A 22,945-nucleotide genomic window follows, 5' to 3' on the forward strand; every position below is an offset into this window, starting at 1 on the left:
GGGCGCGGCGAGCACCGCGCGGCTCGAGGGCGAGTCGCAGTCGTGGTCCACCTCGTCGGGGGACGGGATCGACGCGAGCTCGAGCTCCGTGCGGCTCAAGGCGAACGCCAGCGGCGACCACTTCCAGTTCTCGAAATCGGTGGCCGCGGGGGAGTACAAGGTCGTGGTGCGGTATGCTCAGCGGAACATCTACGGCAATTACCGGCTCGACGTGAACGGCTCCTCCGTGGGGAACCTCGACGGGTATTCCTCCTCGTCGAGCGACAGCTGGAAGACGGTGACGCTCGGCACGAAGAGCCTGTCGGGCAACGTCGCGTTCAAGCTGGTCTCCACCGGCAAGAGCTCCAGCGCGACGGACTACGATATCAAGCTCGACTACATCGAGCTCGTGCCGACGGGCAGCGGCGGCAGCGGCGGCGGTTCGAGCAGCAGCAGCAGCTCGACGTCGAGCTCCTCGTCGAGCGGCGCGGGCGGGGGCGGCGGCAGCACGACGACCGGGAGCGGAGGGGTCGTGAACTCGACGATCGTCGTGCGATCCGGCCAGGTCTACGACGGCGGCGGCAGGCGGTTCATCGCCGGCAGCGCGCTCGGCGACGGCAGCCAGTCCGAGAGCCAGAAGCCGGTGTTCAAGCTGGAGGACGGCGCGGTCCTGAGGAACGTGGTCCTCGGCGCGCCGGCGGCCGACGGCATCCACACCTACGGGAACGTCACGCTGGAGAACATCGTCTGGGAGGACATCGGCGAGGACGCCCTGACCGTCAAGGCCTCCGGCACCGTCGTGCTCAACGGCGGCTCGGCCGTGAACGGCGAGGACAAGGTGTTCCAGATCAACGCGGCCAGCACCTTCCGGGTCTCGAACTTCCGGGCGTCCAACGCGGGCAAGTTCATCCGGCAGAACGGCGGCACCACGTTCAAGGTCGACGTCGTCATCGATGGTTGCGACATCTCCCACATGGATGAGGCCATCTTCAGGACGGACAGCAGCACCAGCACCGTCACGATGAGGAACACGCGGTACAGCGACATCGGCGACGCGCTGTTCATCGGCCTGTCCTCGTCGCGGATCACGACGTCCAACAACACCGAGTACTGACGCCCCACGCACGCTCGACGCGCCCCCGCAGGCGCGCGGCGCTATCGCGAGCGCTGCTCGCCTGCGTGGAGGCCGCGCAGCACGATCGCGAGCCCACCGAAGAACTCCTGGTCCGGCGGCACGCGCCGCGCGTCGCGGGCCGTCGCCGAGAGGAACGGGTAGTCCTCCTCGGAGAGCGCCGAGAGCTGCGCCGTGCCGTCGCCCGAGAGCGGCCCGAGGTGCTCGGCCTGGAGCGCGCCGATGACGTAGCTGATCAGGCTGCGAAAGGCGATGACCCGCTGCGCCCCGGCGAAGCCGGCCTCGGTCAGCACCCCGAGCAGCGCCTCGCCGAACCGGCGCACCCCCTCGGAGCTGTGCCGATGGGTCAGCGTCAGCGGGACCACCGACGGGTGCGCGCGCACGGCGTCGCGCACGCGCGCGACGAGGAGCGCCACCCGCTGCATCCACGGGGCGCGCGCCGGCACCTCGACGTCGACGGCGCCGAGCACCAAATCGACCACCAGCCGCTCGAGCTGCTCGCGATCGTTCACGTACCGGTAGAGCGCCATCGTGCTCATCCCCAGCTCCCCGGCGACCGCGCGCATCGAGAGCGCCCCGAGCCCCTCACGGTCGATGACCGCGAGCGCGGCGGCGGCGATGCCTGGCTGAGAGAGCGAGCGAGGTCGGGGCATGGCCTTGACAGCGTACATCGTGCGCGTATGTTGAGTAAGTATACACCGTACGCCTACGGACCGCCGACAAGAGAGAAGGCGCGTGCGGGAGTGCGGGAGGAGGAATGGCTCGATGTCCGAGCGGTTGAAGCCCGGCGCCGTCGTCGCCGGGCGGGATCTCGTGAGCGTCACCGGCGCGCCCGTCCGCGTCCCGGATCCCGCGCGGCTGACGCACCTGCAGTTCCGGCGCTTCGCCGGCTGCCCTGTCTGCAACCTGCACCTGCGCTCCTTCGCGCGTCGCCACGGCGAGGTCACCGCCGCGGGCGTCCTCGAGGTGGTGATGTTCCATTCACCCGCCGACGAGCTGCGCGCGCACGTGGCCGGCCTGCCGTTCGCGGTCGTCGCCGACCCGGACAAGCGGCTGTACGGCGAGTTCGGCGTCGAGTCCGCGCCCCGCGCGCTCCTGGATCCGCGCGCCTACTGGCCGATCCTCAGGGCGATCGCGGCGAGCCTGCCCGCGGTCCTGGCGCGGCGGCGGCCGGCCCCCTCGCTCGATCCGCACGGCGGCCGGCTCGGCCTGCCCGCCGATCTGCTGATCGCGGGCGACGGGCGGGTGGTCGCCGCGAAGTACGGCGAGCACGTCGACGATCAGTGGTCGGTCGACGAGCTCGTGGCCCTGGCGCGCGCGGAGCGGAGCCGCGGGAACTCCGCGGGAAATCGATGTGACGACGTGACCCCGGGTTGACCGCGCCCCATAGCGATGGCTGTAGCGCCCGCGCGGCGTCAAATGGTATCACCGTGGCTCGGCTCGCTTGCAGCTAGTCTCGACCGTTCCAGCGCCAAGGTCCTCTCGGCAGTCTCCCACCTGTTCGCACCTGGTGTCTTGACGGCGATCGGCGCTCGGTTCGATCGGCGCTCGGTTGTTCCCCCATCGCGAGAGGCTTGCGGAGGCGCGCCGGGAATCGCCACTTCTGGCCGCCTTGCAAGGAACCGATGGACAACAGGCTCCCCTCGCTCTCATCGACGACGCTGCTGAACGGCACGCCCACGCCGATGGCGTTGCTCTCCAGCACGGGGGAGGTGATCGCCTGCAGCCCCGCCTGGGAGCAGCGCGTCGGCCCTCCCGGGCTGCTCCTCGAGCGCGTCCATGAAGGCGATCGCGGCGAGCTGTCGGCGCGGATGGCGGCCGCGCGCGCCGCCGCGGGCAGCACCTCCGCGACGGCGCGCCTCGTGGACGGCCGCGGTGAGAGCACCCCGCTGCGATGGACCCTGTGGCGAGCCGACGACACGGCGCTCTGGGCCGCCGTGCAACCCGATCGCGAGGCGTGGGAGACGCAGGCGCGCATCCTCGTCGACGTGTTCCAGACCATGGATGCGGTGATCTGGGCCGTCGACAAGGCGGGCGTCCTCCAGGTCTCCGAGGGCAACGGGCTCGCGCACTTCGGGATCAAGCCAGGTCAGATCGTCGGAATGACCATGCGCGATCTCTACGGCGAGGGCTCGCAGGTCCTCGAGCTGTGCAGGCGCGTGCTCGCCGGCGAGACGATCCGCACGGACACCGTGGCCGACGGCGTGCACTGGATCGTGCACTACGCGCCTCGCCGCGGCGAGGACGGCGAGGTCGACGGCGTCCAGACCTTCGGCATCAACCTGGCCGACCACGTGACCCTCGCCGCGCAGGCGGAGCTGCTCCGCACCTGCATCGACAGCATGCCGATCATCATCTGGGCGTTCGACAAGGACGGCATCTGCATGGTGGCGCAGGGCGGGGCGCTCGCGCAGGTCGACGCCGTGGAGCGAAACGGCGTCGGCAAGCACATGCTCGAGCTCTGCGGCAGCTCGGCCGACGTGCGCGAGGCGTTCCAGCGCGCCCTCTCGGGGGAGATCGCGCACACCGAGCAGCTCCGGCAGGACAGGGTCTGGCGGACCCGGTTCGTCCCGCAGAAGGACGTCCTCGGCGAGATCATCGGCGTCGGCGCCATCAGCGAGGATGTCACGCAGCAGCGCCGCGTGGAGCAGCAGCTGCGGGAGCAGCTGCGGCTCACCCAGCAACAGCAGGAGTCGATCGCGCGGCTGTCGAGCCCGATCATCGAGGTCTGGCAGGACGTGCTCATCGTCCCCTTGATCGGCTCGGTCGACGCCGATCGCGCGGCGATGGTGATGGAGTCGCTGCTCGCGGCCGTCGTGGAGCGGCAGGCGGCCTTCGCCGTCCTCGACCTCACCGGCCTCGATTCGGTGGACACGACCACGGCGCAGCACCTCATCAAGATCACGAACGGGCTCACGCTGCTCGGCTGCCGGGCCGTGGTCACCGGGATCCGGCCGCCGGTCGCGCAGACGATGGTCGGGCTGGGCTTCGATCTCTCGCAGGTATGCACGCTGCGCAGCCTGAAGGAGGCGCTCCGCTGGTGCATGAGCGAGGCGCGCCGCGGGTCGAGCGAGGCGCGCCTCGGGTCGGGCGCGGCGCGGCGCGGCTGAGGCCCCGCGCCGCGCCGGCCGGGTCGCGCGCGCGGCGAGGCGCGCGCCGCCCGCTCACCCGGGGCTCGACGGATCCGCCGGATCCGTGCCGGCGTCGCGCTCGTCGCCGTCGCGGATGCCGTCGCCGTCGCGGTCGACGCCGCACCGCGGGCCCGAGCCGGGCGGCATGCACGTGTACGTCACGCGGTGCCCGGTGAGCACCGAGAACCAGCGCAGGCCGACGTCGCCGACCGGCGGGGCCGCGCTCCGATCCGTGATGAACAGGCCACCTCCGGCGTAGAGCAGGCCGACCTCCTCCAGGAGGAATGGGACCTTCGCGACGAGGTCGCACTCCCCGGCCTCGGCGCGCTCGACGAGCAGGTCGACGCGCGGCCAGGCCGCCGCCGCGTTGTGCGCGCCGAGCGTGACCTGCTGGCCGACGATCGGCGCGAGGTTCGTGTCGAACGCGAGCATGAACTCCACCGCTTGCCGGCGCAGGACCTCCCCGGAGGGGCCGAGCGGGAAGCCGTTCGGCGAGAACTCGCTCTCCTCGAAGCCGATCGCCTGGTGGAACCGGAAGAGCGTGTCCATGACGCCATCGTGCATGAACCCGAAGCCGCGGATCTGGTCGCCCATGAAGCCGTTGTCTCCCGGGTGGAAGAGGCTCGGGACCGCGGCCATGCCGAACATCCCGACCTTCTGGTACATGTTGCGCAGGTGGGGGTTCTTGAAGCTCTGGCCGTTCTCCTGTCCGATGCTCGAGCCGTCCGACCCGAAGAAGCCGGGGAACGCCTCGCCGGCGGCGGCGTTCCCGTCGGGGTCCAGGGTGTGGCAGGTCGCGCACGAGAACGTGCCGTCTCCGCCCTCGCGGACGAAGTGATCGCGCCCGGCCTGCTGATCGGGGGTGAGGGAGTTGTCGAGGTTCCGTACCGGGTTCGGCGGATACGTCAGCTGGAGGATGAAGTCGGTGAACGCCTCCATGTCGTCGTCCGGAATGGGCGCGTGCCGGCCGAGCAGGTTCGTGAAGCCGGCCTGGAACTTCTTGAACGCCGCGCGCTCGTTGAACGTCCCGCTGTCCGGCTGCGCCGTGGGCTCGTCGTTGCCGCCCGTGCGGTCGCCGCGCCAGTGCATCGGCCCGTGGTTGGCCATCCCGCGCAGGCTCTGGGTCGTCATCGGCCCCTTCATGGGCTTGAGCGTGGTGTCGGCGGGGAACGGCGGGTTGATGCTCGTGAACGGCCCGGGGTTCGCCTGGGTGGTCGCGTCCGGATTGCCGAGGTCCCAGGCGAGGCTGTCGAGATCGCCGAACACGTGGCAGCTCGCGCACGACGAGTCGCCGTGGCTCGAGGAGAAGCGCGCGTCGTGGAGGAACACCCGCCCGCGGACCACGCTCTCCGGCTCGGGGTTGTGGAGCGGGAGGTGCGCGAGCTCGGCGCGCGTGGTCGTGTCGACGATCGAGATGGAGTTGTCGAAGCGCGTGAGCACGTACAGCCGGCGGCGCGCCTGATCGAGCGCGAGCCCGCTCGGCCCGCCGCCCGTGACCGGGATCTGGCTCGCGAGGCTCGGCGTGAAGGTGTCGCTCTCCAGCTGGGCCGTGTCGAACACGCCGACCTTGCTCGACCCGAACGCGGCCACGTACAGCTTCGAGCCGTCGCTGGTCACCGCCATGTCGAGCGGCGTGGCGAGGCTCTTCTCGCTCTCCGCGTTGGGGACGGGGGCGCAGCACGTCGAGTAATCGATGTGCTTGTTCAGGTGTCGCGGCAGGGCGGCGCCGCCGCCGAGCACGGTGATCCGGCTCTCGTGCAGGTGCCCCCGGACGCTCGAGCCGGCGAAGGTGCCCGGGCCCTCGAAGCGCTCGAGGTTGAACGCCTCGGTGTTGGAGACATAGACCTTTCCGTTCGCCGGGTTGACGACCATGTTGTAGAGGATGGTCCCCACGCCGGTGAAGTAGCCGGCGCTGCCGGGGCGCTGCCGCGGGGGGGTCGCCATGGCGTCGATGACGAAGACGTCCTTGTCCGGCAGCGAGAACATGACCTCGTCGTCCCAGGCGCGGCCGGCGATATCGACCCAGTGGTCGCCGTCGTGGCGGACGATGAGCGACGTCGCCGGCTGCGGCTCGCCGAGGAAGTTGGTGAGCGGCGGCGGCAGCCCGCCGCCCTCCTCCACGAGCACGCGGTGCACGGCGGTGGTGCGGTTGCCGGTGTGGAAGCCCGCGGCGTACACCGAGGCCCCGTCCGGGCTGACCGCGAGCGCCCTCGGGGTGTCGGTGAAGAAGGTGAGGATGGTGAGGGGCGAGCCGCCGAGCGAGGCGTCGTTCACGACGGTGCCGGCGTTGAAGACCCAGACGTCCGCGCGGCCGACCCCGGGCGTCGTCAGCTGCGGATCGAGCGGCGCGTTCTGGCCCCGGTGGGCGGTGGTGATGAACGCGCGCGAGCGCCCGGGGCCCGCGAAGACGATGTCGCGCGGCTCGTCCCCGACGAGGAGCGTGCGCACGACGCGCGGATACCGCGGAAACGACACGTCGACGACGCTGACGCTGTCCGAGAGGTGATTGACGACCCACACCTCGTGGTTGTTGCGCGCGGCGACGGCGACCGGCTCGAGGCCCACGCTGACGGAGGAGAGGTGGGAGAGGCCGCCCGAGGTGACGCGAAAGATCTCCAGGCGGTTGTCGGGCGTATTGGCCGCGAGGAGCAGGGTGCGGTCGGGCGAGAGCGCGAGCGGCCTGACCTGGCCGCTCTCGAAGAGCGTATACGACGGAGCGGCCTCCGCCTGGCGCCCGGCCAGGAGGCCCGCGAAAGCGGCGGCGGTGACCAGCAGGGAACTGGGCGAGCGTGGATGACGATGTAGGAACATCCTGACCTCCTTGCGGGGTGAAAACGAGATATCCCCTCACGATAGAACCGCACGGCTGCGTTCTGGAATCAAGTGTTTCGTGCATTCGTCGATGCGCGCGGCCCCGCATTCGTCTGGTTCTGGTTCCGGTTCCGGCGCGGCGCTTTTTTGGATCGGCGCATGCATTGGCCGAATGGTGGTGAGCGCCCATTGCGTGGGCGCTCACGTTGCGCATGCAATGAGCGCCGCGCCCACCGCTGGAGCGCGCCGCGCGGCTCGAGGTGTGCCGTGCGGCTTGGAGCGCGACGCGCGGCTTGGAGAGCGACGCGCGGCTTGACGATGAGTAACAAATCGGTTACACGTTTGTCCGATGGATGCGGTTGCCCAGGCGCTGGCGGATCCGATCCGGCGGGAAATCCTGCGGATGCTGCGCGGCCGCACCGCCTCGGCGGGCGCCATCGCTGGCGCGTTTCCGGTCAGCCGCCCGGCGGTCAGCCGGCACCTGCGGGTCCTGCGCGAGGCGGGCCTCGTGCGCGACGTGCAGCGCGGCCGCGAGCGCGAGTACAGCCTGGAGCTCGGCGCGCTCGCCGAGCTCGAGGCGTTCCTGCGAGAGCTGCGCGAGGAGAGCCCGTGGCACCGCCGGTTCGACGCGCTCGAGACCGAGGTCCACCGCGTCGGCCGGCAGCGGCGCATGGCGGCCGCGACCCCGTCCCACAACGAAACGAAGCGAAGGAAGGAGACAGCATGAGCCCCCGACCCACCGGCCGCGTCCGGAGCACGGCGACTGGCGCCGATCTCGTCATCCAGCGAAGCTTTCGCGCGCCCATCGAGGACGTCTGGCAGAGCGTCACCGCGTCGGAGAGCACGGCGCGCTGGATCGGCCCGTGGGAGGGGGAGGCGGGCCCCGGCAAGACGGTGCGCCTCCAGATGGCGTTCGAGAAGGGCGCGCCGTGGTGCGACATGACGATCGACGCCTGCGAGCCGCCGCGTCGCCTCGCGCTCACGGCCAAGGACGATTACGGCGAGTGGCGGCTCGAGCTGTCGCTCGCGGCGAAGGGCGAGACCACCGAGCTCACCTTCATCCAGCACCTCACCGACCCCGCGCTCGCCGGCGATACCGGGCCGGGCTGGGAGTATTACCTCGACATGCTCGTCGCCTCCCGGCTCGGCGCGCCGCTGCCGAGCTTCGCCGACTATTACCCGTCGCAGCGCGATTACTATCTGGGCGACGCGCGCACGCAGGAGTAGCCGGCCGCGCTGGGGCTCGGCGGGTCCGAGCCCTGCTGCCGCGTCGCTCGCCTCGACGGCGTGGCGTCGGCTCCTCCGCGATCTCGCCTGAGCCTGGGTCGCCCCCGCGCCGCCATGGCGAGGCCGAGCGTCGCGAGGACGGCGGCCTCCAGGGCGCCGCCGAGCCCGGGCTTTCGCGCCGCGAGAGCGCAGCCGCTGGACGCCGGAAGCTCGTCCTCTGGAAGGTCGGGCGAGCCTGCCGCGGGGGCGCTCGTCGCGCGCGCGCCCGCTTCGCCGACCCTCGTCATCGACATGGCGGCGCGCGCGCCGCGCGCGCTCGTGAACGACTCGCCGGTGGAGCCGCCCGTCCCGCCGGCGCCGCCGCCCGCGCCCGCACCGCTCGACCCGTCGTCGACCTGGAACAGCGTATTTCCCATCACCACGTACCAGGCGCCCTGGAGCCAGCGCGCATGTCCCAGGTGCGAGCTTATCTCGCGCGGAGCGGCGCCGGCGGCGCCGAGGTAGCGCTTCGGCGGGGTGAGGAACATCACCTCGCCGGTGTCGCTGATGCCGTCGTGTCCCAGGCGCGCGGGCGGATCGTCGAGCTGGCTGGGGGTGCTGGAGCTGAGCTGGTGCTGCGCGCCGCTCGGGGTCCTGAGCCAGACCTGCTCCGCGCCGGGCGAGCCCTTGAGAAAGGCGATGTAACCCGCGTGGAGCTGGTAGGCGCCCGTCTGGGCGCCCTCGGGGCGCGCGACAGGGGCGACGCCGAGCGGCACCTGCCCGGAGGGCGTGGCCAGGATGCTTTGAGGCTGGCCGGATCTGAGGATTTTCGTGAATACGACATTGATCCCGTCCGTCACGGGGCGCGTCATTTCATCCCCGCTCGTGGTCAGCAGCGTGCTCGTTCCATCCCTGCGCGTGTAGAGCGACCTGGGGCCGTCCACATACGCGAAGAGCCCGTCCTCGGCGATATCCATGCTGGGGGGGGCAAGCGCGGCCCCGAGCGCGAGCTCGTCGGTGCCCGACGCGAGATCGCGCACGTACGTACCGCTGCCCGAGTAAGCCATGGCGTCGCCGCTCACGAACGCGAGGCGGCCGTTCTCCGCCAGCTTCAGCAGGGCGCCGTGGCGCCACTCGTAGACGGCGCTCGGGGGGCGACCGATGGCGGGCGGCGCCGGCACCTCCATCGCGGCGCCGGCGCCGGTGAGGAACGCTCTCGTGGCGTCGTTGAGCTGGTACGGATAGGGTAACTTCATGACGCGCGTGGTGGCCCGCGTCGCCCGATCGAGCACGAAGAGCTCCTCTCGCCCCTTGGTGAACAGGATCCGCGTCCCGTCGAAATCGAGGATGCGCCCGGGCACCTCGTCGATCACCTCGAGCAGCGGGCTGGCCTCGACCAGGATCGTCGGCCCCTGGAGGACCATCATGCTATGGATGTCCAGCACGTCGAATTTCAGATTGAATTTGCGGCCGCTGTACGCGCTGAGGTCGACGACGGTGTCGAGCGCCGCGGTGGCCCGCGCGAGCTCGACCGAGGTCGACGGGCTCGTGTCGTGGAAGGTGGCGATGGCCCGGATGGAGCAGTCCGCCGGGTGGTCGTCGACGCAGGTGGCGGCGATCCGGAGCGACGGATGGGCGACCGCCTCGTGCGTCGGCGCCAGGACCTGGGCGGTGGGCGTTTGGTCCTGGAACACGGTGCGCTGCGCGGACACGCTGGTGCCCTCGACGTCGGTCGCCGTGACGGTCAGGGCGTGCTCGCCATAGGGCAGCCCGAAGGTCGAGATGCCCGCCTTGTACGTGGTGCCTCCGATGTTCGTGAGGATCCCCGATCCTGCGCCGAGCTGCGCCTGGACGCGCGCGATCTGGACCGTGGAGCTCACCTCGACGCGAACATTGACATACGTCTGGCTCCACGCGTGCTGCCCGGGCTCCACGAATGTCACGGTAATGGCCGCCCAGGCCTCGCGCGTGGGCAGCATGGCGAGCGCGCAGAACAGCGACGCCAGCAGAAAGCGGATGACTCGCATGCTTCTCCTCACCTCTCGCACCTCACCGGTGCGCTCGTCGGACGATCGTCCGGAAAATCGTCTGCTCCGTGGCGGTACGGCGGCGCCGGGGCGCTCAGGGGAGCATCGTGGCGACGAAGGCATCGGTGCCGGCGGCGTACGGTATCGGGCCGGTCCCGAAGTCGGTCGCTCCATCGACAGCGCCGGTGAGGGCGATCGTGCCGTTCGGGGCGATGGCGATGTCCTTGGCGCTCGCGTCGAAGGTGCTCGTCCAGAGCGTCGTGCCGCTCGCGTCGAGCTTGGAGAGCCCGTGGCCGGCGATGACGATGCTGCCCGAGGGGTCGAGGGCGAGCGCGTCGCCAAAGGGGATGGGCTGGCTGGAGACGTGCTCGCCCGCGGCGTCCAGCTTGATGAGGACGGGCCCTTCGGGGAGCACGCCGCCCCCGAGGTCGACGGTCCCGTCGGTGTAGGCCGTCAGGAGGATCTCGTCGTCGGCGTCGACCGCCAGCGCGAGGGCGGACGTTCCGATGCCTGTGTCGGCGGGGTCCGAGGGACCGAGCTCGCGGCTCCAGACCACGTCGCCGGTCGGGGTGAGCTTCTGGACGGTGAACCGGTGAGCGCAGGGGCAGGACGGGTCATTGGTGATGGACGTGCTGATGGACGCGCTCGCCGCGATCACGAAGCCGGCGCTGTCGACCGCGAGGAGGACGTTGTCGCTCTGACGCTGGTCTTCGACGTGATACGGGATCCCCGCCGTGAGCGGCTTGCTCCAGAGCAGGTTTCCTGCGCTGTCCAGCTTCGTGACGTAGGGGCTGGATGGATCCCAGTACCACTCGCCCAGGAAGAACGCCACGTAGACGTCGCCGAGCGCGTCGACGGCGAGTTGTTCGAACAGGTGGCGCATGCGCCTGTCCACCACGGATCGCCGGCTCCAGATGTGGTTCCCCTCGCGGTCGAACTTGGCGACGAAGACTCCTTCGGAACCGAGAGGGGGCAGGGGCTCGCAGCCGCCATAGCTCATGTCCCGCGGTCCGTTGTTGTTACCGTGGATGCCGGCCAGCAAGACGTTGCCGCTCCCATCGACGGCGACGGCGTGCCCGGTGTCCGTTGAGTCGCTGCCGAAGCGCTTGCTCCAGAGCAACGCGCCGGCGGGATCGAGCTTGAGGAGAAACACGTCCGTGGGGCCGGCGCTGGTCAGCGGGCCGGCGCCGAAGTCGACGGTACCTTCGAAGGAGCCGGTGACGTAGTAGTTGCCGGCGGTGTCGCTCGCGATGGACCAGCCTGCGTCGGCGCCGGCGCCGCCGTATCCTCGCGACCACGGCGGCTGCAGAGGACAATGGGGCTCGCCGTCGCAATCCTCGTCCTCCGGCGTCACGCAGATCTCCGCGGCGGGCGTCACCTCGCCGACGCAGGGACCGTACCCAGCACCGTCGGGGAGACATGTCTGCGCGCCAGGAGCGCAGGGGCCGACGCCCCGGGTCCCGGCGGGGCCGGAGTAACACGCGACGACGGAGCCAGGCATGCACGTCGCAGGCGGGTCGCCGCCGCCGCCCGTGCCGGTCGCCCCTGCGCCGTCGCCGCCCTCGCCGTCGTCGCCGCTCCTTGGCGGGTTGAACGTGGCGACGTAGGCGTCGTTATATCCTCCTCCATAGGAGATCGGGCCGGTTCCGAAGTCCACGGGGCCCTCCGCGAAGCCGACGGCGCCGACAGCGCCGTTCGGGGACAAGGAGATGTGCGCATAGGCATCGAAGTTGACCGACCAGAGCTCCGTCCCGCTCGCGTCGAGCATCGCGAGGCCGCGCCCCGCAACGATGATGTCGCCGGCGGGGTAGACCGCGACGTCGCTGCCGAAGCGGACGGAGCGGCTGAACATGGGCTCGCCTGCGGCATCCAGCTTGACGAGGGCGGAGCCGGCGGGGAGGATCCCGCTGCCGAAGTCGACGGATCCGTCCGTGTCGCCCGTCACAAAGATCTCGTCTTCCGCGTTGATCGCCACCGCGCGCGCCGTCGCGCGGCCGCCCAATGAAGGATCCGAGGTGGCTTGGAAATCTTGCGACCAGAGCAGATCGCCCGTCGGAGCGTACTTCAAGACCACGAAGCTCTTCGAAACGTTCTCAACGTTGTTCGAGCGGAGGTTCACCACCGCCACGGGGTTGCCGGCGCTGTCGAGCGCGAGCCGCGCGCTGATGATGTAACGTCCTGGTAGCTCCTCTGTCCACAGGATGTCCTTTCTCGCTGCGCCGATCTTCGCGAGGTGGGCGCGCTCCCATTGGAGGTACGCGACGTACATGTCGCCGTGAGCATCGACGGCGATCTGCTCGACGGAGTACACGTCCAAATCAGCATAGGGACCACGGCTCCAGAGGTGGTTGCCGTCGGGATCGAACTTGGCAACGAAGAAGGCGGGGCCGTAGGTGTGGAGAAGACACCCGTTCAGATCGAGGCCCGGCTCGCCGGGCGGGAGGTCGTACCTGCCGGCGAGGAGGACGTTGCCGTCCTCGTCGACCGTCAGGACGACTTCGTCCTCGTAGTCCTGGGTCCCGAAGCGCTGGCTCCAGAGCACCGAGCCCGCGGCGTCGAGCTTGAGAAAGAAGATGTCCGACTGTCCGGCGCTGGTCAGAGGGCCGGTACCGAAATCGACGGTTCCTTCGAAGGAGCCCGAGACGTAGTAGTTGCCGTAGGCGTCGCTCGCGATGGCCCAGCCCTGGTCCCTGCCAAGGCCGCCGAAGCCCCGCGCCCAGGGCGGCGGCTGAGCGCAGCGGGGCTCGCCGTCGCAGCTCTCGTCCTCCGGCGTGGCGCAGAGCTCTCGAGCGGGTGTCACCTCGCCCGTGCATGGGCCGTAGCCGAATCCGTCGTGGCGGCAGGTCTGCGTCCCGGAGGCGCAGCGCCCGACGTCCCTGGTCGCTGCAGGGCCGGTGTAGCAGGAGACGACCGAGCCCGGTACACAGGTGCCTGGTGAGCCGCCGCCGGTCGAGCTGCTGCCGCCGGTGCCAGGGGCGCCGCCATCGCCGCCGGTGCCAGGGGCGCCGCTATCGCCGCCGGTGCCGGGGGCGCCGCCATCGCCGCCGGTGCCGGGGGCGCCGCCGTCGCCGCCGGTGCCGTGCGCGCCGCCGTCGCCGCCGGTGCCGTGCGCGCCGCCGTCGCTGATCGAGCCTCCCGCACCATCGGTCACGCTTCCGCCGCTTACCCCCGGAGAGCCGCCGCTGCCGCCAGTGCCTGCTTCGCCGCCGCCGCCCCCGCCGCGGCCGATGGGCTCGCACGCGGCGAGGCCGACAAGGGCCGTGATGGTCAGGGCGGACGCGGCCCGCACGCGACCCCTGCGGGTCGAACCATTACGTTCGATGTATTCGGCCATGCCGGCTTCGTTGCCCGGCAGGTGCGCCGCATTCATGCGGCCTCGACGAGGGAGCGATTCGATTCCTCGCCTCGTCCCGCAGCTGCGAGCATCGCTGCGCAGCCGTGTCCTCCTGCTGGAGCTCGACACAGGTCGACGGCGCTGGGCGCTCAGGGGGTCATCGTGGCGACGAAGGCGTCGGTGCCGGCCGCGTACGGTATGGGCCCGTCCCCGAAGTCGGTGGCCCGCTCGGCAGCGCCGGTGAGGGCGATCGTGCCGTCGCCGCTCCTTGGCGGGTTGAACGTGGCGACATAGGCGTCGGCATACCCTCCTCCATAGGTGATCGGGCCGGTCCCGAAGTCCACGGGGCCCGCCGCGCGGCCGACGACGCCGACCGCGCCGTTCGGGGACCAGGAGATATCCTGCGCATAGGCATCGAAGTTGACCGACCAGAGCTCCGTCCCGCTCGCGTCGAGCTGCGCGAGGCCGACTCCGCCGACGATGATATCACCGGAGGGAGCGAGCGCGATCCTGTCGCCGAAGCGGACCGAGCGGCTGAACATGGGCTCGCCCGCGGCATCCAGCTTGAGGAGGACGGAGCCGGCGGGGAGGACGCCGCTGCCGAAGTCGACGGAGCCATCCGTGTCGCCCGTCACGAAGATCTCGTCTTCCGCATCGATCGCCACCGCGTGCGCCGTCACGCCGCCGCCCATCCAAGGGTCCGAGCTGGATTGGTAATGTTGCAACCAGAGCAGATCGCCCGTCGGAGCGTACTTGGAGACGACGAACTGGCTTGGAAAGAGGTCCGTGATGCTCGAGCCTTCGGTCACGACCGCCACTGGGTTGCCGGCGCTGTCGAGCGCGAGCCGCGCGCCGCCGACGTAGTATCCTGGTAGCGACTCTATCCAGAGGGTGCTCTTGCTCGCGGCGTCGATCTTCATGAGGTAGGCGCTCTCCCACTGGAGGTACACGACGTACATGTCGCCGTGAGCGTCGACGGCGATCTGCTCGACGGAGTACATGTCCGAAGAAGGATAGGGGCCATTGCACCAGATGGGGTTGCCGTCGGGATCGACCTGGGTAACGAAGAAGGCGGTGTAATAGTCGTTGACGGCGGGGAGATGACACCCGTTCAGATCGAGGCCTGGCTGGCCGGGCAGGACGCGGTACGTGCCGGTGAGGAGGACGTTGCCGTTCTCGTCGACCGTCAGGGCGCCTCCGCGCTCGTTCTCCTCGGTCCCGAAGCGCTGGCTCCAGAGCACCGAGCCCGCGGCGTCGAGCTTGAGAAAGAAGATGTCCGACCGTCCGGCGCTGGTCAGGGGGCCGGTACCGAAGTCGACGGTTCCTTCGAAGGAGCCGGAGACGTAGTAGTTGCCGTAGGCGTCGCTCGCGATGGCCCAGCCCTCGTCGATGCCAGGGCTGCCGAAGCCCCGCGCCCAGGGCGGCGGCTGAGCGCAGCGGGGCTCGCCGTCGCAGCTCTCGTCCTCCGGCGTGGCGCAGCGCTCTCGAGCGGGCGTCACGTCGCCCGTGCATGGGCCGTAGCCGAATCCGTCGTGGCGGCAGGTCTGCGTCCCGGAAGCGCAGCTCCCGACACCGTTCGTCCCGGCAGGGCCGGTGTAGCAGGCGACGACCGAGCCCGGCACGCACGTGCTCGGCGAGCCGCCACCGCCGGTCGAGCTGCTGCCGCCGCCAGTGCCAGGGGCGCCGCCATCGCCGCCGGTGCCAGGGGCGCCGCCATCGCCGCCGGTGCCAGGGGCGCCGCCATCGCCGCCGGTGCCAGGGGCGCCGCCATCGCCGCCGGTGCCAGGGGCGCCGCCATCGCCGCCGGTGCCAGGGGCGCCGCCATCGCCGCCGGTGCCAGGGGCGCCGCCATCGCCGCCGGTGCCAGGGGCGCCGCCATCGCCGCCGGTGCCAGGGGCGCCGCCATCGCCGCCGGTGCCAAAGGCGCCGCCATCGCCGCCGGTGCCAAAGGCGCCGCCATCGCCGCCGGTGCCAAAGGCGCCGCCATCGCCGCCGGTGCCAGGCGCGCCGCCATCGCCGCCGGTGCCAAAGGCGCCGCCATCGCCGCCGGTGCCAGGCGCGCCGCCATCGCCGCCGGTGCCAGGGGCGCCGCCATCGCCGCCAGTGCCAGGGGCGCCGCCGTCGCCGCCGGTGCCAGGGGCGCCGCCATCGTTGCTCGATCCACCCGCGCCATCCGCGCAGCCGCCGCTGCTTACCCCCGGAGAGCCGCCGCTGCCGCCCGGGCCTGCTCCACCGCCGCTGTCCCCTCCGCGGCCGATAGGCTCGCACGCGGTGAGGCCGGCGAGCGCCGCGATGGTCAGGGCAGACGCGGCCCACTGGCGAGCCCCGGGGCGCGAGCCACGACGTTCCATGTCTTCGGCCATGGTCGCTTCGTTGCTCGATAGGCGCGCCGCATTCATCCCGACGCCGCGACGATGCGCCTCGACCGTTCCTGCCCTGGCGCGGCGACCGCGCGCCTTGCTACCCTGCGGTGTCGTCCCGGTGGCCTTCGAGGCGGATCGGTCATCGGGGCTGAACAGGCCAGAGGAATTGCCATGGCGGATTTCATCTCAGTTGCTCTCGAGGAGGCGACCTCGGCCGATGCCCTGCTGCTGTCCAACCTCCTCGAGCTGTACATTCACGACCTCAGCGACGTGTTCCCCGGCCTCGAGCTGGGGCCGGATGGGCGTTTCGGGTACGACAAGCTCGCTCTTTACTGGTCCGAGCGGGAGCGCCGGTTCGCCTTCATCGTCCGGTGTGCCGGGCGCATCGCGGGCTTCGCCCTGACGACGCGGGGCTCACCGGCGGCGGATAACCCGGATGTCCTCGATGTCGCCGAGTTCTTCATCTTGCGTCGGTACCGCCGTTCCGGCGTGGGCCGCCGGGCGGCCGTCCTTCTATGGCAGCGCTTTCCGGGCGAGTGGACCGTGCGCGTCTCCGAGGGGAATGCGGGCGCTCTCGCGTTCTGGCGCAGCGTCGTCGCGGAGTTCACGAGCGGCGCTGCGACGGAGACGACGCGTCCGGGCCGTCCGCATCCCTGGCGGGTGTTCTCCTTCGAGAGCGTGCCGGAGCGCATTACCCTCTGACGCCTCCGCGGCGCGCTGGTGGATCCCCGGGCGCCGCCGTGCGCGCGGAGGGCACGGCCCCGCGCGCTGGGCTATCTTCAAGGGACATGACCGCCGGCGAACAAGGCACGCCCAGAGGCCCCTCTCTGCGGATCATCTGCGTGAACGACGTCTACGCGCTCGACAACCTCCCGCGCCTCGCGAGCCTCGTGAGGCACCACGCCGCCGGGCCGGCGGATCGCTTCATCGCCGTGCTGGCCGGCGACTTCCTCGCGCCGAGCCTGCTGTCGAGCCTCGATCACGGCAGGGGCATGGTCGACTGCATGAACGCGGTGCCGATCACGCACACCATCTTCGGCAATCACGAGGCCGACATCGAGCTCCCGGAGCTCAGGGCGCGGGTGCAGGAGTTCCGGGGAACGTGGCTCAACACCAACATGCCCTCGTTCACGCCGGCGCTGCCCACGCACGAGATCCTCGAGATCGCGAGCCCCGGCGGGCGCGCGGTCCGGGTCGGCCTCCTCGGCCTGCTCGTCCACGTCCAGGGCCTGTACCGGCGGGGCGCGTTCGGGGGATGCGTCATCGAGCCGGCGAACGAGGCGGCCGTCCGCTGGGCCGAACGGCTCGTCCGCGAGGAGGGCTGCGCCTGCGTGATCCCGATAACGCACCAGAGCCGCGACGCGGATCTCGCGCTGGCGCGGACGCAGCGCGACCCGCCCTTTCCCGTGATCCTCGGCGGTCACGAGCACGAGGTGCTCATCGACGACGTGGACGGCTGCTGGGTCGTCAAGTCCGGCACCGACGCCGAGAGCGCGGCCGTCATCGATCTCGCGTGGCCGGCCGAGGCGCCGCCCGCCGGGGGGCCCGACCTGCCCGCGGTCACCGTCCGGCTCGAGGACGTCCGCGCCTATCCCGAGGATCCGGCGATGCGCGAGCGCGTCGACCGCCACATGCAGCTCGTGCGCGACCTCGACGCGGCCACCCTCCTCCGGCTCCCCCTGGGGAGCGCGCTCTCGTCGATCGGCACGCGGACGCGGCAGACCTCGCTCGGGACGCTCCTCTGCTCGCGCATCCGGGAGGCGCTCGAGGCGGACGGGTGCCTCTTCAACGGCGGCGGCATCCGCGGGGGCCGCGAGTACCGCGAGCGCTTCACCTACGGCGATCTCAAGGCCGAGGTGCCCTTCAGCAACGAGCTCGTGGTGGTCCGCCTGCCCGGCCGCGTCGTGCGCGAGGCCGTGGCCGCGTCGCGGTCGCGCGCCCCCGCCCAGCACGCCGGCTTCCTCCAGCTCGACGACCGGATGGCGATCGACGACCGGGGCGTCCTGACCGCGATCGGCGGCCTGCCGCTGGTCGACGACCGCGCGTACCGGATCGCCCTCCCGCGAGCGCTCCTCGGCGGCATGGATGACATCGCCCCGCTGGTCCGCTTCGCCGAGGCGCACCCGGAGGAGGTGCCGCCGGCGGACACCGGGCGCGAGCCGAAGCTCGTCCTCGTCGAGTCGTTCGCCGTGGAGCTCTGGCGCCAGCTCGGGCCCTTCGACGCGATCGACGCCGACCACGACGGCCGCGTCTCGGCCGAGGAGCTGAGGGCGGCCGTCTCGCGGGCGACCTCCGAGACGCCGTCCGAGGTCGTCGTCGGCGAGCTGCTGAAGGTGCTCGACCGCGACGGCGACAAGCTCGTGACCCGCGGCGAGGTCGACGCGCTGTCCTCCCCGCCGCCCGCGGGCGCGGGGGGGCGCGATCGATCCGATCCGTGAGCGCGGCTCGACTGGGGCGAGGGGGCGTGTAACCTCGAACCAGTGCAGATTGGCCGCTTTCACGAGGAGCTCCAGGGCTTTTCTACCGCCGACTCGGTGCTCGACGTGACCGAGCTGTTGCGGCTCCACGCCTCCGAGCTCGGCTTCGAGTGGTTCGTCTACGCGCTCGAGCTGCAAGAAGGCGCGCCGAGCTCCCGGCTCGCGCTCGCGAACGGCTACCCCGAAGCCTGGATCGAGCACTATTTTCGCGAGGGCTTGCTCGGTCAGGATCCGGTGATGACCTACTGCCGGGAGCACATCGTGCCGACCGAGTGGAGCTCGCTCGGGCCGGCGGCGCTCGAGAGTCGCGTCATGCGCGAAGCAGAGGACTTCGGGCTATCGGAGGGGTTGAGCGCGCCGCTCCACGGGCCTCGCGGCGATCTCGGCGTGCTGAGCTTCGCGACCGGAGCAGAGCTACGCTCGGCGAGGAAGCGGACACGGCGCGCGCTCCCCTACGTGCACCTGCTCGCGGGGTATGTGCACGAGGCGCTCCGGCGCGTGCTCGTGACGGAGGGCGCGAGGATGAGCCAGCCGCTCTCGCCGCGCGAAAGGGAGTGCCTGCTCTGGGTGGCGGAGGGCAAGACCTCCTGGGAGATCGGCGTGATCCTCGCCATGAGCGAGCGCACGGTAAATTTCCACCTGCAGAACGCGAGCGCCAAGCTCGGCGTCTCGAACCGCCAGCACGCCGTCGCGAAAGCGATGCTGCTCGGGCTCTTGCGGAGCCCCCCCCTGTCAGATCTGACAGCTGAGCGAGGGCTGGTCTGTCCGCTAGCCTCTATCCGATGACCTCATCCTCCTGTGACATGAACCCCGCTCGACGGCGCTCTTACCTGGTTTTCGTTCCCGTGCTCACCTTCGGCTTGGTGGTGGCCTGCGGAGGGGACGACGACGGGTCGGGCGACTCGAGCTCGGGTCCGGGCGGCTCGGGCTCGAGCCCCTCGGCGCTCGAAGAGCGCCTCGCCGCCTGTCCCGACATCTCCCTGACGAGCGATCCCAGCGCCAGCGCTTGCCTGGTCGGCACCTACGATGGGACCACGCCTTCGGGCGAGGCCTGCAGCCTCGAGCTCGGCGAGGCCGGCGCCTACGAGTTCGTGAGCCCCTCACTCACCGTCTCACACACCGCCCCCGCCGACACGATCTTCGTCTTCGATCACACGTCGATCGGCGGCTACGAGCTGATCGCGTGGAAGGTGTCCGATCCGATCTCGACCGAGACCTGGTACGAGCTGGACTTCGCGGCTCGCTTCGGCGCTGGAACGGACGAGGCAAGCTCGAAGATCCAGATCGAGGTCAAGGAATACGGCGAGGACACGACCACGAGCGTCGTCTGCGTGGTCGACCTTTGACGGCTTCCTCCTGCGGCACGGAAACGATGCCACGTTGTTGATGTGCCGCTTCCTTCGGGTAACCGGCGCGACCGGGGTGGTCACGATGCCTTTGGTTGGGTGGTTACGGCGCGGCGCTGCGATCCCCGTGGTGTAAGATGGGGAACCCCATGGCATCGATGTTTGCGAGCGCTGGGCGGGTCATGACGGCGCGGGTCGCGCCGTCGCGGGTGTGGCGCTGATCCCGAGCCGCCCGGGGCTCCTCGTGCTGGAGGACACCGGCGGGGCGCGGCACATGGTCGCCCACCGCGCAGAGGACGATCTGCCCCTCTCGGACGCCTGCCTCGCGCGGCGCGGCTCAGAGGCCGAAGAGCTCCTGGAGGAACACGCCGCCCTTGCCGGGCCCTGCGTCGGTGAAGAACAGGCGCCCCGCGTCGAAGCTGCCCCCCTCCGCGACCCACTCGGCCGCGTGCGCGCGCAGCCGGGCGACGGGGTGCGGGGGGAACGCGAACGGCGAGCGCGAGCGGTAGACGAAGGTGGCGTCGACGTCGACGGGATAGCTCGTGACCGTCAGGTAAAACCACCCCTTCCGCGCGAACACGAACGGCGACTCGGTATATCCGCTGTTGCGCATCGCGGTCTCCGGCCCGAGCGTGAGCGCCATGGTCGGCGGGCTCCAGTGGGCGAGATCCAGCGACGTGCGGTAAGCGACGCCGCTCAGGCGCGATTCCCGCGACGCACAGCGTGTATAATACACCACCCACAGGTCGCCGAGCCGGACGAGCATCGGATCGCGGGCGACGCAGATGTCCTCGAAGAGCGTCCCTCCGTCGCGGGTCCAGGTGAACCCGTCGCGCGAGCGCGCGATCCGGAAGCCGGAGCGATCGGGGTCGGGCGTGCCCACGTGAAAGATCATCACGAGGCCGCCGTCGCGATCGCGGACCACGTGCGGCGCCCAGATCCAGCGTTCGTCGGGGAGGGCGCGGGTGGAGAAGCGCTCGGGCGCCAGCGCGAAGCTCGGCGAGGCGGCTTCGACCCAGCGCGCCGGCCCGGGCTCCGCCGCCGTCGCCAGGACGAACTCGATCTCGGAGTCTGGCCGATAGGGCTCGCGGTTGAAGATGCCCGTGAGCAGCCAGCGGCCGTCGGAGAGCTGGACGATCGAATGATCGTTCACGTAGGACGGGGCCTCGCGGAGGGCATTGGCGTCGAAGATCTTCCTCGCGGGGCCCTGCGTCAGCTGCGGCGCGGGGGGCCCGGAGAAGAACCGCAGCGTGTAGCCGCGCTCGCTCCACGGCGCGGGGGAGCTCCGCGCGTCGATCTCGAGGACCGGGCGCCGGTCTGCGCCGCACTGGCCGGGGAGCAGATCGACCCAGAGCGCGTCCTCCGCGAGCGGCCGGACCGGGTTCGCCTGCATCTCGTGGATCACGCCGACCTCCCGCCCGTCGAGCCGCACGCGCGCCGTCTGGGGCGCCTTCGCCGCGGAGTACGCGCGGAGGAGCAAGAGCCCGCGCGCCTCGGGCGGGCAGTCGACCTCGATCCGGGTGATCCCGCGGCCCTCGCGCGACCGGGAGACCCGCCGGAGCTCCGAGCGCTCGGCGTCGAAGGCCGCGCGCGCGCGGTGCCGCCTGCCTTCGAGGTGGACCTCCTGCTCGCCGATCTCCCGAGGATCCGAGAAGGCGTAGGCGAGGCCCAGCGAGCGCGCCCGCAGCGGCGTATAGGCGCCGGTCGGGCCGGCCTCGATGCCGAAGCGGATGCCAGAGCGGCTCACGATGGGGTCGGCCACGTGCAGGCGGTACAAGGAATGCTCGAACAGCGCGTTCCGCCAGCGATTCTCGGGATGGATGACGATGAAGCGGAGCAGACCGCTGAACGGGTTATGGTGCGCGCCCAGGAAATAGAAGCCGCCGTTGAAGTAATCCTCGGTGCCGGTCCCGATCTGCAGGGGGTACGACATCCTGTCGGTCCGGATCATCTCGTCCCCCTCGAGATAGGTCCGGTCGTTGGGGCGGCCGCCGCTGAGGTGCTCCAGGAGGGCGACGAGCTGGAGCGGCCCCTCGCCCTCGAAGAGGGGCATCGTCGTCTCGCGTCCGGGGGCCACCTGATCGCGGTATTGCGCGAGGAGCCGCACGCCGCTGCGGGCGGGCGCGAGGTCGACGGCCGCCTCGAGGCCCGCGATGGACGCCCCGGGCGCCGCCCCGAGCGACAGCACCTCTCCCTCCGCGAGCGGAATGGGCAGGCGCGTCGCGAGCCGGCCGAACCCTGCGGCATCGGGCGCCCGGGCGGCGTGCAGCGCGCTCCGGAAGGTGGTCCACCCGCCGTCGGCCTCGGCGCCCGTGCTGGCCAGGCCGAAGAAGAACGACGCGGGCACCGGCGGCTGCTCACCGATCCTCACGTTCAGGTCTTTCAGGCTTCCCGCGGGGATCCGGAGGTCGATGCCCGATACCGTAGCTGGGCCGATCGCCAGGACGAGCGGTGCGCCGGGGCTCGGGGCCTGCCGATGCGTGGGGGCGGGCAGGGTGGCGGTCCAGTCCTCGGTCATGAACCCCGCGAGCTCCTCGGGCGTCGGCCCCGACGCGGCGCCGGGGCCCTCGCGGTAGGTGACCTGGTAATAGATGGGGACGCCCCGGAAGCGGACCTTGGCCTCGCTGGACCAGGCGAAGGGGACGTAGCTGGTGAATGCGCCCGAGCTCGCGTCGACGCCGAGCACGAGGGGCGGCTTCCAGGGGCCGCGGCCCTCGAAGAAATCATGGGGTGAGCCGCGGAAGGTCGTGCGCCCGTCGATCTCGATCCAGAGCTCCTGATCCGGCTTGTCGAGCTCCGCGCGCGGGGCGGTCATCCATATCCGCGTGATTCTCCCCTCGCCGCGGGCATGGAACAGGACCCGGTGCTCCCCCTCCTGCGCGACCCCAGGGCGATATCCATCGTTGTTGCCACCCGAGGGGTCGTGGGTGGTCACGCTCCGGGATATCCACCCGGGGTGAAAGGAGAGCAGATCCTCCAGCACCGGAGCGATCGACGTAGCGCCCGGCGCGACGGCGAGGGCCCCGCCGAGGAGATGGCGGCCCGCGCTGGAGACGAGGAGGTCCAGGCGTGCGCCCGCGGCGCGCGCGATGTGCTGCCCGATGCTCATGAGCACAACTTAAGGGTGCGATCGGCGCCG

General features: G+C 71.1%; 14 protein-coding genes and 1 pseudogene. 9 read left to right on the top strand and 6 right to left on the bottom strand.

From position 1 onward, the window contains the following. Nucleotides 1-484 precede the first annotated feature (484 nt). A pseudogene (locus WMF20_RS48735) lies at nt 485-1,093 on the top strand (pectate lyase); the annotation flags it as partial. Between the two features lie 41 nt (nt 1,094-1,134). Here WMF20_RS48735 and WMF20_RS48740 read toward each other — a convergent pair. Then, nucleotides 1,135-1,764 (bottom strand): TetR/AcrR family transcriptional regulator, encoded by a 630-nt coding sequence (locus tag WMF20_RS48740; protein ID WP_437608803.1) that lies wholly within the window; start codon nt 1,762-1,764, stop codon nt 1,135-1,137. A 112-nt stretch (nt 1,765-1,876) separates the two neighbouring features. Here WMF20_RS48740 and WMF20_RS48745 point away from each other — a divergent pair, with 112 nt between their 5' ends. Further along, complete coding sequence (locus tag WMF20_RS48745) at nt 1,877-2,488, top strand: peroxiredoxin-like family protein (RefSeq protein WP_437608805.1); 612 nt, start codon at nt 1,877-1,879, stop codon at nt 2,486-2,488. A gap of 248 nt (nt 2,489-2,736) precedes the next feature. After that, nucleotides 2,737-4,221, top strand: a complete 1,485-nt coding sequence (locus WMF20_RS48750; RefSeq protein WP_437608807.1) for a PAS domain-containing protein — start codon at nt 2,737-2,739, stop codon at nt 4,219-4,221. 54 nt (nt 4,222-4,275) lie between these two features. On the opposite strand, the gene WMF20_RS48755 is transcribed toward WMF20_RS48750, so the two are convergent. Next, the gene (locus WMF20_RS48755; protein WP_437608809.1) at nt 4,276-7,053 is read right to left on the bottom strand and encodes a hypothetical protein; all 2,778 of its coding nucleotides are present in this window, start codon (nt 7,051-7,053) and stop codon (nt 4,276-4,278) included. A gap of 349 nt (nt 7,054-7,402) precedes the next feature. On the opposite strand from WMF20_RS48755, the gene WMF20_RS48760 reads away from it, so the two are divergent. Together WMF20_RS48760 and WMF20_RS48765 are read left to right on the top strand one after the other, a co-directional pair. Continuing rightward, nucleotides 7,403-7,780: a metalloregulator ArsR/SmtB family transcription factor gene (locus WMF20_RS48760; RefSeq protein ID WP_437608811.1), complete on the top strand. Its 378-nt coding sequence runs from the start codon at nt 7,403-7,405 to the stop codon at nt 7,778-7,780. After that, on the top strand, nt 7,777-8,280 hold the full coding sequence (locus WMF20_RS48765; protein ID WP_437608813.1) for an SRPBCC family protein: 504 nt from the start codon (nt 7,777-7,779) through the stop codon (nt 8,278-8,280). Before WMF20_RS48760 ends, WMF20_RS48765 begins: the two co-directional genes overlap by 4 nt. Here WMF20_RS48765 and WMF20_RS48770 read toward each other — a convergent pair. From WMF20_RS48770 to WMF20_RS48780, 3 genes are all read right to left on the bottom strand, one after another. Then, nucleotides 8,250-10,286 carry a hypothetical protein gene (locus WMF20_RS48770; protein ID WP_437608815.1) on the bottom strand — a complete coding sequence of 679 codons (2,037 nt, stop codon included), beginning with the start codon at nt 10,284-10,286 and terminating at the stop codon, nt 8,250-8,252. The genes WMF20_RS48765 and WMF20_RS48770 overlap by 31 nt on opposite strands. A 94-nt stretch (nt 10,287-10,380) precedes the next feature. Then, nucleotides 10,381-13,620, bottom strand: coding sequence for a hypothetical protein (locus WMF20_RS48775; RefSeq protein ID WP_437608817.1), 3,240 nt, complete (start codon nt 13,618-13,620; stop codon nt 10,381-10,383). A gap of 149 nt (nt 13,621-13,769) precedes the next feature. Beyond that, complete coding sequence (locus WMF20_RS48780; RefSeq protein WP_437608819.1) at nt 13,770-15,971, bottom strand: hypothetical protein; 2,202 nt, start codon at nt 15,969-15,971, stop codon at nt 13,770-13,772. A gap of 183 nt (nt 15,972-16,154) precedes the next feature. Between WMF20_RS48780 and WMF20_RS48785 the strand changes: the two genes are divergently transcribed. From WMF20_RS48785 to WMF20_RS48800, 4 genes are all read left to right on the top strand, one after another. Next, nucleotides 16,155-16,685 (top strand): GNAT family N-acetyltransferase, encoded by a 531-nt coding sequence (locus WMF20_RS48785; protein WP_437608821.1) that lies wholly within the window; start codon nt 16,155-16,157, stop codon nt 16,683-16,685. 86 nt (nt 16,686-16,771) lie between these two features. Next, nucleotides 16,772-18,421, top strand: coding sequence for a 5'-nucleotidase C-terminal domain-containing protein (locus WMF20_RS48790; RefSeq protein WP_437608823.1), 1,650 nt, complete (start codon nt 16,772-16,774; stop codon nt 18,419-18,421). A gap of 42 nt (nt 18,422-18,463) precedes the next feature. Further along, the gene (locus WMF20_RS48795) at nt 18,464-19,246 is read left to right on the top strand and encodes a LuxR family transcriptional regulator (protein ID WP_437608825.1); all 783 of its coding nucleotides are present in this window, start codon (nt 18,464-18,466) and stop codon (nt 19,244-19,246) included. Nucleotides 19,247-19,305: 59 nt separating this feature from the next. Beyond that, complete coding sequence (locus WMF20_RS48800) at nt 19,306-19,806, top strand: hypothetical protein (RefSeq protein ID WP_437608827.1); 501 nt, start codon at nt 19,306-19,308, stop codon at nt 19,804-19,806. A gap of 337 nt (nt 19,807-20,143) precedes the next feature. Here WMF20_RS48800 and WMF20_RS48805 read toward each other — a convergent pair whose 3' ends face one another. Beyond that, nucleotides 20,144-22,915, bottom strand: a complete 2,772-nt coding sequence (locus WMF20_RS48805; RefSeq protein ID WP_437608829.1) for a DUF2961 domain-containing protein — start codon at nt 22,913-22,915, stop codon at nt 20,144-20,146. Between the last annotated feature and the right edge of the window lie 30 nt (nt 22,916-22,945).

This window comes from Sorangium sp. So ce834 (assembly GCF_051521425.1).
GTDB lineage: Bacteria > Myxococcota_A > Polyangia > Polyangiales > Polyangiaceae > Sorangium > Sorangium cellulosum_D.

What these genes read in the sequence shown, in the direction of transcription:
- WMF20_RS48755 (WP_437608809.1), bottom strand. Translation starts at nt 7,053, where the DNA reads ATGTTCCTACATCGTCATCCACGCTCGCCCAGTTCCCTGCTGGTCACC.
- WMF20_RS48780 (WP_437608819.1), bottom strand. Translation starts at nt 15,971, where the DNA reads ATGGAACGTCGTGGCTCGCGCCCCGGGGCTCGCCAGTGGGCCGCGTCT.
- WMF20_RS48775 (WP_437608817.1), bottom strand. Translation starts at nt 13,620, where the DNA reads ATGGCCGAATACATCGAACGTAATGGTTCGACCCGCAGGGGTCGCGTG.
- WMF20_RS48770 (WP_437608815.1), bottom strand. Translation starts at nt 10,286, where the DNA reads ATGCGAGTCATCCGCTTTCTGCTGGCGTCGCTGTTCTGCGCGCTCGCC.
- WMF20_RS48760 (WP_437608811.1), top strand. Translation starts at nt 7,403, where the DNA reads ATGGATGCGGTTGCCCAGGCGCTGGCGGATCCGATCCGGCGGGAAATC.
- WMF20_RS48790 (WP_437608823.1), top strand. Translation starts at nt 16,772, where the DNA reads ATGACCGCCGGCGAACAAGGCACGCCCAGAGGCCCCTCTCTGCGGATC.
- WMF20_RS48750 (WP_437608807.1), top strand. Translation starts at nt 2,737, where the DNA reads ATGGACAACAGGCTCCCCTCGCTCTCATCGACGACGCTGCTGAACGGC.
- WMF20_RS48805 (WP_437608829.1), bottom strand. Translation starts at nt 22,915, where the DNA reads ATGAGCATCGGGCAGCACATCGCGCGCGCCGCGGGCGCACGCCTGGAC.
- WMF20_RS48765 (WP_437608813.1), top strand. Translation starts at nt 7,777, where the DNA reads ATGAGCCCCCGACCCACCGGCCGCGTCCGGAGCACGGCGACTGGCGCC.
- WMF20_RS48785 (WP_437608821.1), top strand. Translation starts at nt 16,155, where the DNA reads ATGGCGGATTTCATCTCAGTTGCTCTCGAGGAGGCGACCTCGGCCGAT.
- WMF20_RS48745 (WP_437608805.1), top strand. Translation starts at nt 1,877, where the DNA reads ATGTCCGAGCGGTTGAAGCCCGGCGCCGTCGTCGCCGGGCGGGATCTC.
- WMF20_RS48740 (WP_437608803.1), bottom strand. Translation starts at nt 1,764, where the DNA reads ATGCCCCGACCTCGCTCGCTCTCTCAGCCAGGCATCGCCGCCGCCGCG.